This is a genomic window from Klebsiella sp. 54 (assembly GCF_018223875.1).
GTDB lineage: Bacteria > Pseudomonadota > Gammaproteobacteria > Enterobacterales > Enterobacteriaceae > Klebsiella > Klebsiella quasipneumoniae.
This window is the reverse complement of the sequence record NZ_JAGRRA010000002.1, coordinates 414,085-432,076: the sequence shown is the minus strand read 5'-3', so window position 1 is coordinate 432,076 and position 17,992 is coordinate 414,085. Positions and strand designations below refer to the sequence as shown.

Annotated in this window: 13 protein-coding genes; 8 read left to right on the top strand and 5 right to left on the bottom strand. The window is 61.8% G+C overall.

Translation table 11 applies throughout. The features are described 5' to 3' along the window. Positions 1-48: 48 nt before the first annotated feature. The 3 genes from entF to fes are packed head-to-tail and all read right to left on the bottom strand — an operon-like array spanning position 49 to position 5,380. Positions 49-3,930, bottom strand: a complete 3,882-nt coding sequence (gene entF / locus KHQ24_RS03715; RefSeq protein ID WP_211777126.1) for an enterobactin non-ribosomal peptide synthetase EntF — start codon at positions 3,928-3,930, stop codon at positions 49-51. 10 nt (positions 3,931-3,940) lie between these two features. Beyond that, a complete protein-coding gene (locus KHQ24_RS03710) occupies positions 3,941-4,144 on the bottom strand; it encodes an MbtH family protein (protein ID WP_017899052.1) in 204 nt (67 codons plus the stop codon). Positions 4,145-4,171: 27 nt separating this feature from the next. Then, positions 4,172-5,380, bottom strand: coding sequence for an enterochelin esterase (fes, locus tag KHQ24_RS03705; protein ID WP_064178057.1), 1,209 nt, complete (start codon positions 5,378-5,380; stop codon positions 4,172-4,174). Positions 5,381-5,639: 259 nt separating this feature from the next. Between fes and fepA the strand changes: the two genes are divergently transcribed. Both fepA and entD read left to right on the top strand, forming a co-directional pair. Next, positions 5,640-7,868, top strand: coding sequence for a siderophore enterobactin receptor FepA (gene fepA, locus KHQ24_RS03700; RefSeq protein ID WP_017899050.1), 2,229 nt, complete (start codon positions 5,640-5,642; stop codon positions 7,866-7,868). Between the two features lie 66 nt (positions 7,869-7,934). Continuing rightward, positions 7,935-8,564 carry an enterobactin synthase subunit EntD gene (entD, locus tag KHQ24_RS03695; protein WP_017899049.1) on the top strand — a complete coding sequence of 210 codons (630 nt, stop codon included), beginning with the start codon at positions 7,935-7,937 and terminating at the stop codon, positions 8,562-8,564. Positions 8,565-8,600: 36 nt separating this feature from the next. Here entD and KHQ24_RS03690 read toward each other — a convergent pair whose 3' ends face one another. Together KHQ24_RS03690 and KHQ24_RS03685 are read right to left on the bottom strand one after the other, a co-directional pair. After that, on the bottom strand, positions 8,601-9,536 hold the full coding sequence (locus KHQ24_RS03690) for a transketolase family protein (protein ID WP_043521714.1): 936 nt from the start codon (positions 9,534-9,536) through the stop codon (positions 8,601-8,603). After that, entirely contained in the window at positions 9,529-10,359 is an 831-nt protein-coding gene (locus KHQ24_RS03685; RefSeq protein WP_017899047.1) for a transketolase, read from the bottom strand. Before KHQ24_RS03685 ends, KHQ24_RS03690 begins: the two co-directional genes overlap by 8 nt. A 382-nt stretch (positions 10,360-10,741) precedes the next feature. Between KHQ24_RS03685 and KHQ24_RS03680 the strand changes: the two genes are divergently transcribed. From KHQ24_RS03680 to KHQ24_RS03655, 6 genes are all read left to right on the top strand, one after another. Then, positions 10,742-11,692: a sugar-binding transcriptional regulator gene (locus KHQ24_RS03680; RefSeq protein WP_002893602.1), complete on the top strand. Its 951-nt coding sequence runs from the start codon at positions 10,742-10,744 to the stop codon at positions 11,690-11,692. 347 nt (positions 11,693-12,039) lie between these two features. Further along, positions 12,040-13,560, top strand: a complete 1,521-nt coding sequence (locus KHQ24_RS03675; RefSeq protein ID WP_053810663.1) for an FGGY family carbohydrate kinase — start codon at positions 12,040-12,042, stop codon at positions 13,558-13,560. Positions 13,561-13,719: 159 nt separating this feature from the next. Continuing rightward, a complete protein-coding gene (locus tag KHQ24_RS03670; protein WP_004176926.1) occupies positions 13,720-14,655 on the top strand; it encodes a D-ribose ABC transporter substrate-binding protein in 936 nt (311 codons plus the stop codon). A 43-nt stretch (positions 14,656-14,698) separates the two neighbouring features. Beyond that, positions 14,699-15,319, top strand: a complete 621-nt coding sequence (locus tag KHQ24_RS03665; RefSeq protein WP_064189903.1) for a DUF2291 family protein — start codon at positions 14,699-14,701, stop codon at positions 15,317-15,319. 1 nt (position 15,320) lies between these two features. Further along, the gene (locus tag KHQ24_RS03660) at positions 15,321-16,865 is read left to right on the top strand and encodes a sugar ABC transporter ATP-binding protein (protein WP_101993697.1); all 1,545 of its coding nucleotides are present in this window, start codon (positions 15,321-15,323) and stop codon (positions 16,863-16,865) included. Between the two features lie 17 nt (positions 16,866-16,882). After that, entirely contained in the window at positions 16,883-17,950 is a 1,068-nt protein-coding gene (locus KHQ24_RS03655; protein ID WP_002893591.1) for an ABC transporter permease, read from the top strand. Positions 17,951-17,992 lie beyond the last annotated feature (42 nt).

The following is a 17,992-nucleotide window of genomic DNA, read 5'->3' as shown; positions in this document are numbered from 1 at the left end:
CTTGCGCTACGCTGAGCCGGGCTACCTGCTGTAGCCCGAACTCAACCGTTATCCCAGAATCTCCCTGACCACCGGACCGATGGCTTCAAAGGCCTGCGGGGAGATAATGTCGACGTGGGCGCAGTTCTGGCTGAACACCTCCAGTTCCCCCACCCACGGGCCCCATACGACCTGCGGATCCATCCCCGCCTGCCGCGTCTTCTCCGCCACGAACAGCGTCGCCTTGCCGTCAAACTTCGCGCTGTGCGCGGTGGTTAACAGCCGCACCGCATCGGCATAGTTGCCTTCGATGGCGCTGAACAGCTCGCCGGAGGCTTGCCCCTGCTGGGCGGCAAGAAACGCTTCACGCTCGCGGGCAATCTCCGCCAGCACCGCCGGATCCAGCCCGTTCGCCTCTTTCTCCGCCCAGTTTTGCGTCTCCGGCGGCCAGGTATCCAGCAGGCCGAGGAAGGCCACCGCTTCGCCGCGCTGGCGCAAGCGGGCGGCAATCCCCTGGGCTAAGGTGCCGCCCAGCGAATACCCGAACAGGTAATAAGGGCCGTGCGGCTGCTGCGCCAACAGCGTTTGCAGATGATGCTCGCACACCTCGTCGAGGCTGGCGGCGCTGGCCATTGGCCCCTGCGGGCGCGGCGATTGAATACCGGTAATCGACCAGCGCGGGCTGAGATAGCGCGCCAGCACGCTGAACTGCCAGGCGAAGCCGGAGGCCGGATGGAAGCAGAACAGCGTCGGGCCCTCGCTCTCGCGCAGCGGCAGAAGCGTATCCAGCCCCAGGCGCTGAGCCTGCTCATCGCTGAGATCGGCCGCCAGCAGCGCGCTCAGTTTGCCCACAGTCGAGGCCACCATCACCTGCCCCGGGGTCAACTGCCGCGCCAGCTGGCGGCTAAGCTGTGCCGCCAGGCGCATCGCCAGCAGCGAATGGCCGCCGAGGGCAAAGAAATCAGCGTCGATATCATTCACCTCGCAGCCCAGCAGCTGACTGAAGGCGGCGGCGACAAGAGTTTCCATGCCGGGCTCCGGCGGCCGGCCGCTGCGCTCGCCGCCGAGGGTCGGCAGCGGCAGCGCTTTGCGATCCAGTTTGCCATTGGCGCTGAGCGGCAGCTCAGCGAGCTGCATCAGCACCACCGGCACCATATGCGGCGGCAGCTGTTCCGCCAGCCGCGCTTTCAGCGCCGCGGTATCCAGCGGCAGGCCGGAGTCAGAGACCAGATAGCCCACCAGCTGTCGGGCATCGCCGCCGGTCGCCGCCGCCTGGTTGAAGACGCAGGCGTGGCTCACCGCCTGCGCCACGTCCGGCAGGGCCGACATCGCCCGGTCAATCTCGCCAAGCTCGATGCGCTGCCCGCGGATCTTCAGCTGATCGTCGCTGCGGCCAAGATACTCCACCGCGCCGTTCGCCAGCCAGCGCGCCACGTCGCCGGTACGATACATCCGCTCGCCGGGGGCAAACGGGTCGGCGATAAAGCGGCTGGCGGTGAGGTCCGGACGCCCCAGATAGCCCTGCGCCAGCTGAATGCCGGTGAGATAAAGATCCCCCGCCACCCCCGGCGGCACCGGGCGCATCGCAGCATCCAGAATGCGCAGCCCGGTGTTCCATACCGGCCAGCCAATCGGCACGCTGCTGCCGGTCACCGCCGCCAGCTCAGGCCCGCAGGCCGGATACCAGCTGACGTCCACCGCCGCTTCCGTCGGGCCGTACAGGTTATGCAGCGGCGCGCCGGTCAAGCGCTCCCACTCGCGGCACAAGTCCGTCGGCAGCGCTTCGCCGCTGCAGAATACCCGCCGCAGCGTGCGGCAGGCGGCGACGCTGTCGGCATCCAGCGAGGCGACAAACGCCGCCAGCATCGACGGCACAAAGTGGGTGGTGGTCACGCCGTAGTGGGCGAAGAACTGCTGCATCGCCTGCGGGTCGCGGTGCGCCTCCGGCTCGGCCATCACCAGCCGCGCGCCGGCGATAAACGGCCACCAGAACTCCCACACCGAAACGTCAAAACTGCACGGTGTTTTCTGCGCCACCACGTCGTCGGCAGATAACGGATAGCGATCCTGCATCCACAGCAGGCGGTTGACGATGGAGGTCTGGCCGACCATCACCCCTTTCGGCCGCCCGGTGGAGCCCGAGGTAAAGATGATGTAGGCGGTATGGTCCGGTTTTGACAGCGCCAGCGGCGCGTCATCCGCAACGGCCAGCGGCTGCTGGTAGCAGAGGCTCTCCAGCCCGGGGATATCGTTGAAGCGGGCCAGCTGATCCTCCGAGGCGATCAGCAGCGACGGCCGGGCGTCTTCCAGCATCATCCGCAGACGGTCGTCCGGGTAGCCGGTGTCCAGCGGCAGCCAGGCGGCCCCCGCTTCGACAATGCCGTGCAGCGCCAGGGTCAGGAACACCGAGCGCGGCAGGGCCACCGCCACGCTGTCGCCCGGCTTCACGCCGCGTTGACGCAGCAGCTGCGCGAGCGCCACCACCTGCTGACGCATCTCGCGATAGCTGAACTGCCAGTTAGCATCCGCCAGCGCTGGGGCATCAGGGGTCTTCCGCGCCTGGTCGGCCACCAGCGCGCTGAGGGTGGTGGCAGGCAGCGGCATAGCGGTATCGTTGACCGCCGCCAGCCGGGTCAGCTCGTCGGCGGAGAGCATCTCCGCGTCGCCGCAGCTCAGCGTCGGATCGGCGGCAAACTGCGCCAGCAGCGCGGTCAGTCGCGCCATGTGGCGACGCAGCTCGGCTTCATCATACCGGGCCTTGTTGGCGAGGATCTCCAGCGACAGCCCGCCGGTCTCATCGGGGAACAGCGCCAGCTCAAGATCGTTGACCGGGCCGGTGGCGAGAGTATGGGTCACCGCCTCGACGCCGTCGATATCCAGTAGGTAATCAAAGACTTTGACGTTCAGCACCGGGCCAAACAGCGGTTCGTCCCCTGCCGCTTTGCCGCTGTCGCGGACGATCTGCTCGGCGTCATAGCGCTGATGGCGGCGCATCTTTTTCAGCTGAGCGGCGAGGCGCATCGCCAGATCCGCCAGCGTCTCCTCGGCGTCAATATGCACCGCCAGAGGCAGGACATTGAGCACCGGCCCCGTCGAGGTCAGCGCCGCTGAGCCCATCCGGCGCATAAAGATAAAGCCCGCCGCGTAGTCCATCCGGTTGCACAGGCGGCCCAGCCACAGCGTGGTGAGCGCCAGCGCCAGATCAGCGGGCTGACACTGCGGCACATGGCTGGCCAGGCGGCGGAAGGCGTCGGCGCTCATCTCCAGCTTCATCCGCCAGATATCGCTCCCGGCGGCGCGTCCGCCCAGCGGCGCGGCAGAGAGTGAGGCGGGAGCCGGTAACGCCTGGCGCTGGGCCTGCCAGAAAGCTTTATCCCGCTGCCAGGCCTCGCTGCCGGCGTAGCGCTGGTACTCGTCCACCACCTCGGCGAAGGAGGTGAAAGGCGACTCAGGAGTGGCTTCCCCGCGCTGCCAGGCGCGGTAGATGGCGGCGATCTGCCGGGTTATCGCCGGGAAGCTAAAGCCATCCACCAGCAAATGGTGATAACGCTGATACCAGTACCAGCGATCGTCGCCGACGCGCAGCAGCTGATGGCACACCAGCGGGTTACCGCCGTCGACGCGCAGATCCTGCGCCAGATCCGCCTGCATCCGCTCCGTGGCGGCACGATGCGGATCCGGCGTCGTACGCAGGTCAATGATGGGCGGTTCGGCAAAGGTGCGCTCCGCCGCTACCCACTGCCAGACTTCCCCCTCCTGTTCCTCAAAGCGCAGGCTGAGGGTGTCCGCCTGCTGCAGACCGGCGACAATCGCCTTACCCAGCAGCGCGGGGTCGAGCGCGCCGCGCAGTTCAACATAGTGGGCCACGCTCCAGGCGCCAGGCAGAGTGGAGAGGCGCTCGGCCATCCAGATCCCCGGCTGCGCGGCAACCAGCGGTAAACGAGTGGTCATGGTCAGCTCCTTATGCCGCATGATGAGCGGGGGTCAGTGTCGGCCAGTTAGCCGCCAGCCAGGCGTTGCACGCCTCAACCGACTGCGGAGGGCACACTACCGTCCATCCGGCAGGCAGCGCGCAGTGCCCCGGCCACAGGCTGTACTGCTGCTGATCATTGCGCAGAATGTAAAACTGCCCTTGCGGATTGTCGAAGGGGTTACTGAATTGCATATCAAACTCCTGTCGTAAAGCGCTGTGCTAAGGGGGCGACAGCAGAGGCTGCCAGAGCTGGATAAGCCCTGCCGTCAGCCCGCCGCGCCAGCAGAGCGCATCATGCCCGCCGTCAACCTGACGCCAGAAAATTGTCTGCTGCGTGGTGGTGAGTTGCGCCAGCAGCGCCTGGTTGGCGCGAAAAATAATCGGTTCACGCTGGCCCGCCTCCAGCCAGATGCGCAGCCCGGCCGCGGACGCCTCGCCCTGGCGCAGACGTTCGCCGATAAAGCCCTCCCCGCGGCCATCGCGATGCGGCCACCAGTAGGAGCCTGACTGGCTGAGCACGCAGCCAAAGCGCTGCGGCCAGTTGAGGGCGGCGAACATCGCCGCCAGGCCGCCGAAGCTTTGCCCGGCCACCACCGTCCGATCCGGGCGGTCGCTGAACGGGGCATGGCCGCGGACCAGGGGCAGAAGCTCCTCCTGCACCGCCAGCCAGAAATCGCGATGACAGGGCAGCTCAACCCCGCGGCGCTGGTTATCGATCGCGTCGATCAGCAGGTAGACCGCCGGCGGCAGTCTCCCCTCGCGGGTCAGCGCGGCCAGCGGCGTCCACACCGGCATGCTTTCGGCCCAGAACTGGCCGTCAAGCAGGATCGCCAGCGGCCGTGTTTGCGGATCGACGGCCTCGCCGGGGGTGTAGATCCAGACCCGGCGATGGTTGCCCAGACGCGCGCTGCGCCACTCAAGGCAACGAGCGGGAGGATGCGCTGCATTAAGCTGGTCCCAGCCGGGCTGCGCCGGCGCCTGCGGCATCTCCAGAGCCGAGACCCCATGGCCGCGTCCACCCCGCCAGCTGTGCGGGTTCAGCGGATCGGCTATCGCCCGCGGCAGCAGTTTGCGCCAGCCTTCGCGCAGCAGCGCGCGGTCCGGCTTATCAGCGCTGAACACCTCAGGGGAAAAATCATCGTCACGGTCGGAAGGAATAAAGCAGTAGCTGCCGCGCCAGGTCGGCGACAGCGTGGTTCGCCAGCACCAGGCGTCGGTCCCGGGCAGACGTTGCAGCGATTGCGGCCGCGCATTCTGATGGTGGTCGGTCACGCCGGTGATATAGAGCCATACCCGACGGCGTGGAGAACGCGTTTCATCCCCTGCCTGATCCCGCCACCAGAACGTCACCTCGATGGCGTCATCCACCGCCCGGGACTGCGGACCCTGCAGGGTTCGCCACCACTCCTCGCTTCCTGTCGTTAACATTCTGTCATTAACCCTATGTATCGCGTGACTTTTTTAATTAATTGTCATTCTTTATTGATAATATTATTGATAACTATTTGCATTTGCAATAGCGTATTAGCGCGCCGTGGGAAGCGCGTCTTTCACAACACATGTCGAAGAGAGCTTATTCAGCTAGCGACGGAGTGCCTTTGCCCTCTTCCGGCAACATTTATGCCGCCTCCCCTCCCGGTGGGAAGGGGCGTTTGGGGAACGTGGCGACAAAAAAGCAGGAATAACAATGAATAACAGGATCAAATCCCTGGCCTTGCTGGTCAATCTGGGAATTTACGGGGTTGCTTTTCCGTTAAGCGCAGCGGAAACCGCCACCGACGATAAAAACAGCGCCGCGGAAGAGACCATGGTGGTCACCGCCGCCGAGCAGAACCTGCAGGCGCCGGGCGTCTCCACCATCACCGCCGATGAGATCCGCAAGCGTCCGCCAGCGCGCGACGTCTCGGAGATCATTCGCACCATGCCGGGGGTCAACCTGACCGGCAACTCCACCAGCGGCCAGCGCGGCAATAACCGCCAGATTGATATCCGCGGCATGGGCCCGGAAAACACCCTGATCCTGATCGACGGCAAGCCGGTCACCAGCCGCAACTCTGTGCGTCTCGGCTGGCGCGGCGAGCGCGACACCCGCGGCGACACCAGCTGGGTGCCGCCGGAGATGATCGAACGCATCGAAGTGATTCGCGGCCCGGCCGCCGCCCGCTACGGTAACGGCGCCGCCGGCGGCGTGGTGAATATCATCACCAAAAAAACCGGCGATGAGTGGCACGGCTCCTGGAACACCTATATGAACGCCCCGGAGCACAAAGACGAAGGCTCCACCAAGCGCACCAACTTCAGCCTCAGCGGCCCGCTGGGCGGCGATTTCAGCTTCCGCCTGTTCGGTAACCTCGACAAAACGCAGGCCGACGCCTGGGACATCAACCAGGGTCATCAGTCCGAACGCACCGGGATCTATGCCGACACCCTGCCGGCCGGGCGCGAAGGGGTAAAAAATAAAAACATCGATGGTCTGGTGCGCTGGGAATTCGCCCCGATGCAGTCGCTGGAGTTTGAGGCCGGCTACAGCCGCCAGGGGAACCTCTATGCCGGCGACACTCAGAACACCAACTCCAACGACCTGGTGAAAGAGAACTACGGCAAAGAGACCAACCGTCTGTACCGCAACACCTACTCGGTCACCTGGAACGGCGCCTGGGACAACGGCGTGACCACCAGCAACTGGGCGCAGTACGAACGCACCCGCAACTCGCGCAAAGGCGAAGGTCTGGCCGGGGGTACCGAGGGGATCTTCAACAGCAACCAGTTCACCGATATCGATCTGGCGGATGTGATGCTGCACAGCGAAGTCAGCATCCCGTTCGACTATCTGGTTAATCAGAACCTGACGCTGGGCAGCGAGTGGAACCAGCAGCGGATGAAGGATAATGCCTCCAATACCCAGGCGCTGTCGGGAGGAGAAATTCCGGGCTACGACAGCACCGGCCGCAGCCCGTACTCGCAGGCGGAGATCTTCTCCCTGTTCGCTGAGAACAACATGGAGCTGACCGACACCACCATGCTGACCCCGGCGCTGCGTTTCGATCACCACAGCATCGTCGGCAACAACTGGAGTCCGTCCCTTAACCTGTCCCAAGGGCTGTGGGACGACTTCACGCTGAAGATGGGCATCGCCCGCGCCTATAAAGCGCCGAGCCTGTATCAGACCAACCCGAACTACATTCTCTACAGCAAAGGCCAGGGCTGCTACGCCAGCAAAGACGGCTGCTATCTGCAGGGGAATGAAGATTTAAAAGCCGAGACCAGCATCAACAAAGAGATTGGCCTTGAGTTTAAACGCGACGGCTGGCTGGCGGGCGTGACCTGGTTCCGCAACGATTACCGCAACAAGATTGAGGCAGGCTATGCTCCGGTCTATCAAAACGGTAAAGGTACCGATCTCTACCAGTGGGAAAACGTGCCGAAAGCGGTAGTGGAAGGCCTGGAAGGCACGCTCAACGTCCCGGTGAGCGAGACCGTCAACTGGACCAACAACATCACCTATATGCTGCAGAGTAAGAACAAAGAGACCGGCGATCGTCTGTCGATTATCCCGGAATACACGCTAAACTCCACGCTGAGCTGGCAGGTACGCGATGATGTTTCGCTGCAATCGACCTTTACCTGGTACGGCAAACAGGAGCCGAAGAAGTACAACTATAAGGGTCAACCGGTTACCGGCAGCGAGAAGAACGAGGTCAGCCCCTACAGCATCCTCGGCCTGAGCGCGACCTGGGACGTCACCAAATACGTTAGTCTGACCGGCGGCGTGGATAACGTCTTCGACAAGCGCCACTGGCGCGCGGGCAACGCCCAGACCACTGGGGGTGCCACCGGCACGATGTACGGCGCCGGCGCCGAGACCTACAACGAATCGGGCCGCACCTGGTACCTGAGCGTCAACACCCACTTCTGATAGCGGGTTCTCCCTGCCCCGCCCTTGCAGGATAAAGGGCGGGGACAACCACGGTATTCTTGCCCTATGCGCATCCATCACGCCACCCTGCCGCTGGCCGGCTATACGCTGCAGCAGATCGATTTCGACCCGGCGACTTTCCAGCCTGAAGATCTGTTGTGGCTGCCCTACCACGCCAGCCTGAGCGGCTGGGGCCGCAAGCGGCAGGCGGAGCACCTGGCCGGGCGCATCGCCGCGGTGTACGCCCTGCGCGAGGTCGGGGAAAAACAGCCTCCCGCCATCGGCGATCGGCGCCAGCCGCTATGGCCCGCGCCCTGGTTCGGCAGCATCAGCCACTGCGGCCAGCGCGCGCTGGCGGTAGTGACTGACCGGCCGGTGGGCGTCGATATCGAGCGCCAGTTTACGCCACCGCTGGCGGCGGAGCTGGAGAGCAGCATTATCAACGAGGTGGAAAAAAAGGTGCTGTTACACAGCGGCCTGCCCTTCCCGCTGGCGCTGACGCTGGCGTTTTCGGCGAAAGAGAGTGGGTTTAAGGCGACGCCGACGGCAAGCCAGCGCGCGCTGGGGTTCGACGACTTTCAGATCGTGGAGGTAACTGCAAGCACCGTAGCGCTGCGGTTTGCGGGGCAATGCTATCCGCTGCACTGGACCGCGTCGGAGGAGCAGGTCATCACGCTTTGCGCATTGCAGCAGTAAACGCCCGCGCGCTTCACGCGACGGGCGTTCAGGCCATCAGCCCCTGTTTTGCACCCGGGCGACGATGGCGGCGGCATCAAACCCGTGGTACTGGCGCATCCAGCCGCGATCGGCGGCGGCGGCGTACTCCCCGTCCGGGATCCCCAAGCGCTGTAGAGTCATGCCCACGCCGGCTTCCGCCAGCACCTCCGCCACAAGGCTGCCCAGACCGCCGTTGACGTTATGCTCTTCCACGGTGATCACCGAGCCGCACGGCCGAAGCGCCGCCAGCAGCGCCGCGGTATCGCAGGGGCGGATCGACGGCACGCTGACCACTTTCGCCTGAACGCCGAGGTCGGCAAGCCGCTGCGCTGCCTCCACCACCTCATGCACCGTCGAACCGGTGGCCACCAGCGCGACGTCCTCGCCTTCGCGCAGGGTCAGCACGGCGCCGGGAACAAAGCGATACGACTCGTCAAGCAGCTCCGGCAGCGCCTTGCCATCGAGGCGAATATAGACCGGGCCCTGATAAGCAAGGGCATAGTCGATAATCTGCCGACATTCGCGCGGCGTGGAGGGGGCGAAGATCTGGATATTGCCGAAGCCGCGCATCACCGCCAGATCGTCAATCGCATGGTGGGTGCTGGCCAGCGGACCGTAGCTGGCCCCGGCGTTAAGGCCAAATAGCTTCACGTTGGTGTTGTTGTAACAGACATCCACTTTGATTTGCTCATTAGCCCGTGAAATGAGAAACGGCGCGGCGTTACAGGTCACCGCCACTTTGCCGCCCAGCGCCAGACCAGCGGCGGTGCCGACCATACTCTGTTCAGCGATGCCGACGTTCACCAGCCGGCCGGGAAACTGCTTAATAAAGGGGGCGATTTTGGCCGTCGACGTGGAGTCGGCCACCACCGGCACCAGATCGACACCGCTTTCCACGGCGGCGATAAAGGCCTCGACCATGACGTTAGCCAGGTGTTCTGCATTACTCATCTTTCAGTTCCTCCAGCGCCAGAGCGATCTCTTCACCTTTCGGCACCCGGTGGTGCCACTCCGGGCGCCCCTGGATAAAGGAGATCCCCGCGCCTTTCGTGGTGTTGGCAATAATGACGTTTGGTTTACCCTTCTGCTGCAACCCCTCGATGGCCGCGACCACCGAGGCCATGTCGTTCCCCTGGCATTCGCTGACCGCCATGCCGAAGGCGCGCCATTTGTCGGCCAGCGGATCGGTATTCATGATTTCGCGCGTCGGCCCGGCCAGCTGGAGATTGTTCTTATCATTAATAATGACCAGGTTATCCAGACCGTAATGCGCCGCTGCCAGGGCGGCTTCCCAGTTGCTGCCTTCCGCCAGTTCGCCGTCGCCAGTGATCAAAAAAATGCGGCGGGTGCTGTTGCTTTTCTTCGCGGCCAGCGCCAGCCCCACCGCAACAGGCAAACCGTGGCCCAGCGCGCCGGTGTTCAGCTCAATACCCGGCGTTTTCTGCCGCACCGGGTGGCCCGGGAGATGAGAATTAGCATGCTGGTAGGTCTCCAGCCACTCGACCGGGAAGAAGCCGGCCTCCGCCAGGACACAGTAGTAGCAGCCCACCGCGTGGCCTTTCGACTGGATATAGATATCGCGCTGCGGGTCGTCGAGCCGATCCGGCGCGACGTTGAGAACGCGGAAATAGAGTGCGGTTAACAATTCGACCTGCGAGAGGTCGGCCCCGGTGTGGCCGCCGGCCGGACTATTGGCGTTTAAGCGCACAATGTGGCGCCGCACCGCGCGGGCTTTACGCTCCAGCGTCTGAATATCAAATCTGTAGGGATTCATTTCACACCTCTGAATTTATTTTCAGCATGGAATATTTATTCCAGCAAGAACTAAAAAAACCAGATATCCCTATGCCGGGTGGTAAGCCTTCTGCCACAGCGCCCTACTCAGGAACATTCTGCCTCCCGCTCCGGACTTAGCCCGGAGAAACACGTTGACTTGGAATCGCCTTGAATATATATTCAATGATGATTCTTTATTCGATTATGACCTGGCTGTTTTGTTTTTGTCCATAGTCGATTTTGAGGATTGGCAAAAGTTAGATGCCTGTCACACTTAAGTGTGATTTTTTTTCGCGTATGATAGAAGCCTCTATACCCTAAATAATATGGCTGCCGCTAAGCGTCTGAACACAGGCGATAAATGATTTTCGAGGATTAATATGGCTAAGCAGGATGAACAACGGCTATTGGTTAAGATTGCCACGCTTTACTACCTGGAAGGACGAAAGCAGTCTGATATCGCCCAACTTCTCTCGCTCTCACAGTCATTTGTCTCCCGCGCCATTACCCGCTGCCAGAAAGAGGGCGTCGTCAAAATCAGCGTCGTACAGCCGTCAAACATTTTTCTGAAGCTCGAAAAAGGGCTTGAGGATCGCTACGGTCTTAAGCAGGCGGTGGTGGTGGATACCGAGGAAGAGGCCAGCGATCACACCATTAAGCGGGCGATTGGCTCCGCCGCCGCCCACTACCTGGAAACCCGTCTGCGGCCAAAAGATCTGATTGGCGTCTCCTCCTGGAGCTCAACCATTCGCGCGATGGTCGATGAAGTTCATGCGCAGAACCTGAAGGCCAGCGGCGTGATCCAGCTGCTCGGCGGCGTCGGGCCCAACGGTAACGTGCAGGCGACGATTCTTACCCAGACCCTCGCCCAGCGCCTGAACTGCGACGCCTGGCTGCTGCCGTCGCAGAGCATTGAGGGATCCATGGAGGAGCGCAACCGACTGCTGGCCAGCAAGGACGTCGCGGACGTAGTGTCGCGCTTTGACGAGGTGGATATCGCCATCGTCGGCATCGGCATTCTCGAACCCTCCCAGCTGCTGAAAACCTCCGGGAACTACTATCACGAAGATATGCTGCAGGTGCTGGCGGCGCGCGGCGCGGTGGGCGATATCTGCCTGCACTACTACGACAAAAACGGCCATCCGGTGTTACGCGATGATGAAGATCCGGTGATCGGCATGGCGCTGGAGAAGGTCAAAAAATGCCCGAACGTGGTCGCGCTGGCCGGCGGCACTGACAAAGTCGCGGCCATCAAAGGCGCCCTCACCGGCGGCTACATTGACGTTTTAATCACCGATTATCCTACCGCCCGCATGCTGGTCAGCGACTAACCTGCCGCGCTGTTTTTCCTCTCTGCCGCCCTGACGCGCTTTTTTAGCCTCAGGGCTGCCTCAGTTATTGCATTGAAATTCAATGAGTTAATCTACCACTCCAGCCGCCTGCCGCCGCTTTCGCCGATCGGCGAAATGTGATTGCCAGCACAATTGATGATTTTTCCGGTAGCCCGTCACCGGGTTTGTGGCTTAAGGTATCAAATAAATAATCACTATCGAATATATATTCAGTGATTAAGAAGATGATAACGAAATGTCACATCATGGCCTGCGTAAACGCATGAGACGGTGGAAGATATCCCGTCTCCGCTGTTCCAGGACACCGGGTGACCGAGGAGAGCACGATGCAGGCGACAGCAAAAGAGTTCATCATCGCCCTGGATGAAGGCACCACCAACGCCAAAGCGGTGGTGCTGGATAGCCGGGGCAAGGTTATCGTCAAATTCTCGCAGCCGCTGGCGCTCCAAACGCCGCGCGACGGCTGGGTGGAGCAGTCGGGCGAGGCGCTGGTGGCCGCCTCGCTGGCGGTGATCGCCAGCGCGGTGGCCCACGTCGGCGCGGAAAACGTCGCCGCGCTGGCCATCAGCAACCAGCGGGAAACCGCCATCGGCTGGTATCGCGACAGCGGCGAACCGATTAACGCAGCCATTACCTGGCAATGCACCCGCAGCGCCGCGTTCTGCGACACGCTGCGTCACGAACGTCAGGAACAGCGTATTAAACAGGCCACCGGCCTGCCGATCGCCCCGCTATTCTCGGCCTCCAAAATGCGCTGGCTGCTGGATGCGACTGCCGATGGCCGCCTGCGCGCCGAACGCGGCGAGATTTGCCTCGGCACCATCGACAGCTGGCTGCTGTGGAATCTGACCGCCGGAGAAGCCTTCTGCTGCGACTACTCCAATGCCGCCCGCACCCAGTTGTTGAATCTGCACCGCGGCGAGTGGGACGACGAGATGCTAGCGCTATTCGGTATTCCGCGCGCGGCGTTGCCGGAAATTAAACCGTCGAGCGGCCTCTTCGGCCATACCAAAGGGCTGGCCGCTATTCCAGACGGTATTCCCATTATGGCGATGATCGGCGACTCCCACGCGGCGCTGTTCGGCCACGCGCTCGGCGAAGCGGGCTGCGTGAAAGCCACCTACGGCACCGGCTCATCGGTGATGGCGCCGGTCAAATCGGCGCAGTGCGATATCGAGGCGCTGGCGACCACTGTCGCCTGGCACGATGGCGATCAGCTAGTGTGGGGGCTGGAAGGTAATATTCCCCACACCGGCGATGCCGTCGCCTGGATGGCGGACAGCACCGGTCTGAGCGAGCTCTCTGCCGCCGAGCTGGCCCATGAGCTGAACACCCTTCCCGCCTCCGTCGACTCGACCCTCGGGGTGTACTTCGTGCCGGCGCTGACCGGTCTCGGCGCCCCCTGGTGGGACGATAGCGCCCGCGGCGTGATCTGCGGCCTGAGTCGCGGGGTGAAACGCGCGCATCTGATCCGCGCGGCGCTGGAGTCCATCACCTATCAGATTGCCGACGTGGTGGTGGCGATGCGTCAGCATGAGGAGTTCACCCTGACGGCGCTGATGGTGGACGGCGGGCCGACCAACAATGACTGGCTGATGCAATACCAGGCCGATCTGCTCGGCTGCCCGGTGATGCGCAGCGACGTGCCGGAGCTGTCCGCCATCGGCGCGGCGTTGCTGGCCCGCAAAGCGCTCCATCCCGGGTCGACCGCCGATCTGCAGGCCTTCTTAACCGAACACAGCGCCTTTCAGCCCGACATGGCCCGCCACCAGCGCTTACAAACGCGCTGGCAGGAGTGGCGCCATGCGGTCGACCGAACATTATGGAAACCGGACTCGCCAGCCTGACCGCCAGACTGCGCGACAACACGCATTCACTTATCACAGGAGAAACCCGGCCCATAACGATATCGCTATCCCCGAATACATCAGGGGAAATTTCAGACCGTAAAAGCCTGCCCGCTCAGGGGCTCATTTGTTCGAATATAAAAATACAGGAACAGAGTCATGAAATTACGTATAACCCTTTTAACCGCTGCTACCCTGACCGCCTTCTCCTTTGCCGCGCACGCCGCGGAGAAAGGCACCATTATGATCATGGTCAACTCGCTGGATAACCCGTATTACGCCTCGGAAGCCAAAGGCGCCAGCGAAAAAGCCCAGGCGCTCGGCTATAAAACCACCGTGCTGTCCCATGGCGAAGATGTCAAAAAGCAGAATGAGCTTATCGACACCGCCATTGGTAAAAAGGTGCAGGGCATTATTCTTGATAACGCCGACTCCACCGCCAGCGTCGCCGCCATTGAAAAGGCCAAAAAAGCCGGCATTCCGGTGGTCTTAATTAACCGTGAAATTCCGGTTGATGATGTGGCGCTGGAACAAATTACCCACAATAACTTCCAGGCCGGCTCCGAGGTCGCCAACGTCTTCGTCGAGAAGATGGCGGAGAAAGGCAAATACGCCGAGCTGACCTGCAACCTCGCCGATAATAACTGCGTCACCCGTTCTAAATCTTTCCATCAGGTCATTGACCAGTATCCGGATATGGTCAGCGTGGCGAAACAGGATGCCAAAGGCACCCTGATCGACGGCAAGCGCATCATGGACAGCATTCTGCAGGCTCACCCGGACGTGAAAGGCGTGATCTGCGGCAACGGGCCGGTCGCCCTCGGCGCGATTGCAGCGCTGAAAGCGGCCAACCGTAGCGATGTGATCGTCGTCGGCATCGACGGCAGCAACGATGAGCGCGACGCCGTGAAAGCCGGCACCCTGCAGGCGACCGTGATGCTGCAAGCGCAGGCCATCGCCGCTCAGGGCGTCACCGATCTGGATAATTACCTGCAAAAAGGCGAAAAGCCGGCCAAACAGCGCGTGATGTTCCGCGGCATTCTGATTACCCAGGATAACGCCGATAAAGTCCAGGATTTCAACATTAAGTCCTGAGTTCGGGTGGTTGCGCCCCCGCGGGGGCGCAGAGGAGAGCATTATGTTTAAGAAAACCTGTCTGACGCTAGCCGTACTGGCGCTTGGGGGCTGTCGCATCGTCTCGCAGCAGGAGCTGGCAGATCTGAAATCGCCGCCTAACCCGCATATGGCGAACATGGATAAAACCTGGCAGCAGAGCATCGTACCCCAGGTGGTGGCGAAAGCGCGCCCGGCGGCGGAACTGATGAGCGCGCTCAAGGCGGCAAAAGACATCGATAGCGCCTGCAAAGCCCTTGGCTACCGCGCGCAGGACGAAACCCCCTGCATCTTCTACGTCAAAGTTTCAGGTACTGTCAGCAAGCTCGATACCGCCTCGCGCAGCGGCAAGATGACCCTGTCCGACGCCAGCGTCGGCAATGTGACGGTGCAAATTGGCCCCACCCTGCGCGGCACCCAGCTGCGCGATGGCTACAGCGGCGCCAGCTATCAGGACTTTAACGACCAGGTGCTGTTCGGCGAGTACAGCAAGAATATCAACAGCCAGGCGGTCAAAATGATTCAGACAGCCAACGTCAAAACCGGCGACAGCGTGGACGTGTACGGCGTCTTCTCGGCGTGGGATATTCCGCCAACCCTCCCGGAAATTACCCCGGCGAAAATCGTTCACGCGGGGGGGCAATAATATGGCGCCGCACGATCTCGTCGCTCCCCAGCCCGTTGAGTCTGAAGTGATTATCGAAACTCGCGGCCTGTCGCGCGTCTATCCCGGCGTGACCGCCCTGGATAATGTCAATTACCGGGTCTATCGAAATAAGGTCAACGTGCTGATCGGAGAAAATGGTGCGGGTAAATCCACCATGATGAAAATGCTTGCCGGTGTGGAAACGCCCTCCTCCGGGCAAATTATTCTCGATGGCGAGGCGGTGACTTTAAACTCTACCCATCAGGCAGAGAAATTCGGCATCAGCATTATTTTCCAGGAACTGAATTTATTTCCCAATATGAATGTGATGGACAACATCTTCATGGCAAATGAATTCTTTCAGAAAGGACGCATCAACGAAAAATATCAGTACGCGCTGGCCAAATCGCTGCTGGAGCGACTGGAGCTGGATGTCGATCCCTACACCCCGCTGGGCGAACTCGGTATCGGCCACCAGCAATTAGTCGAGATTGCCCGCGCGCTGTCGAAAGACACCCGGGTGCTGATCATGGACGAACCCACCTCGGCGCTGAGCCAGTCTGAGGTGAAAGTGCTGTTCAAGGTGATCGCGCAGCTTAAGCGCCGCGGCGTGACCATTATCTATATCTCGCATCGCCTCGAAGAGCTGATGGAGATCGGCGACCACATCACCATTTTCCGCGACGGCCGCTTTATCAGCGAGCGTCACGTCAGCGACGCCAGCGTGCCGTGGATCATCGAGCAGATGGTCGGCGATAAGAAAAAACATTTCGATTATCAACCGGCGCCAAAAGGCAACGCGGTGCTTGACGTCAAGGGACTGACCGCGCTGCATCCCAGCGGCGGCTACAAGCTCAATGACGTCACCTTCACCCTCAGAAAAGGCGAAGTGATCGGTATTTACGGCCTGCTGGGGGCCGGACGCACCGAGCTGTTCAAAGGCCTGGTGGGCCTGATGCCCTGCCAGCGCGGCGAGGTACACCTCAATGGCGAAAGCATCGGCAAAGCACGCTTTCAGCAGCGTCTGAAAAAAGGGCTGGCTCTGGTGCCGGAGGACCGCCAGGGCGAAGGCGTGGTGCAGATGATGTCGATTCAGGCCAACATGACGCTCTCTGATTTCAGCCTGCAGGGTTTTCGCCGCGCCTGGCGCTGGTTGAATCCGCAAAAAGAAGAGACCTGCGTGAAAGCGATGATCCAGCAGCTGGCGATCAAGGTCAGCGACGCCAATTTGCCCATCACCTCGCTGAGCGGCGGCAATCAACAAAAAGTGGTGCTGGGTAAAGCGCTGATGACCCAGCCGCAGGTGGTGTTCCTCGACGAACCGACGCGCGGCATCGACGTCGGTGCGAAAACCGACGTCTACCACCTGATCGGCAAAATGGCCCAGCAGGGGCTGGCGGTGATGTTTTCATCTTCTGAACTGGATGAGGTGATGGCCCTGGCCGACCGCATCCTGGTGATGGCCGATGGCCGCATTACCGCCGATCTACCGCGTCATGCGGTGACCCGCGAACAGTTAATCGCGGCTTCAACTCCTCAAGATTAATCAGGCTGGAATCCATCATGAACCAGAAATATATGATTTATATGTACCTGCTGAAGGCCCGCACCTTTATCGCCCTCCTGCTGGTGATCGCATTCTTCAGCGTGATGGTACCCAACTTCCTGACCGCTTCTAACCTGCTGATCATGACCCAGCACGTGGCGATCACCGGCCTGCTGGCCATCGGCATGACGCTGGTCATTCTCACCGGCGGCATTGATTTGTCCGTCGGCGCGGTGGCGGGGATCTGCGGCATGGTGGCGGGCGCGCTGCTGACCAACGGCCTGCCGCTGTGGAACGGCGACATCCTCTTCTTTAACGTCCCGGAGGTGATCCTCTGCGTGGCGATCTTCGGCGTGCTGGTCGGCCTGGTGAACGGCGCGGTGATCACCCGCTTCGGCGTGGCGCCGTTTATCTGCACCTTAGGCATGATGTACGTCGCCCGCGGCTCCGCGCTGCTGTTTAACGACGGGAGCACCTACCCGAATCTCAACGGCATGGAAGCGCTGGGCAACACCGGTTTCGCCACCCTCGGCTCCGGCACCCTGCTCGGCGTCTATCTGCCCATCTGGCTGATGATCGGCTTCCTGGTGCTGGGCTACTGGCTGACCACCAAAACGCCGCTTGGCCGCTACATCTACGCCATCGGCGGCAACGAGTCCGCCGCCCGCCTCGCCGGCGTGCCGATCGTGAAAGCGAAAATATTCGTCTATGCCTTCTCCGGCCTGTGCGCGGCCTTTGTCGGCCTGATCGTCGCATCGCAGCTGCAAACCGCGCACCCGATGACCGGCAACATGTTTGAGATGGACGCCATCGGCGCCACCGTGCTCGGCGGCACTGCGCTGGCCGGCGGCCGTGGTCGGGTAACCGGCTCGATTATCGGCGCCTTCGTCATCGTCTTCCTTGCCGACGGCATGGTGATGATGGGCGTCAGCGATTTCTGGCAAATGGTGATTAAAGGCGTGGTGATCGTCACCGCCGTGGTCGTCGACCAGTTCCAGCAGAAGTTGCAGAGCAAGGTCATCCTGATGCGCCGCCACGAGGAGAAACTGGCCGCCATCCCCCCCAACGGCGCCACCTCCAGCTAACCGGCAACGATTCACATCTTCCGCCGGGCCTGGTGCCCGGCT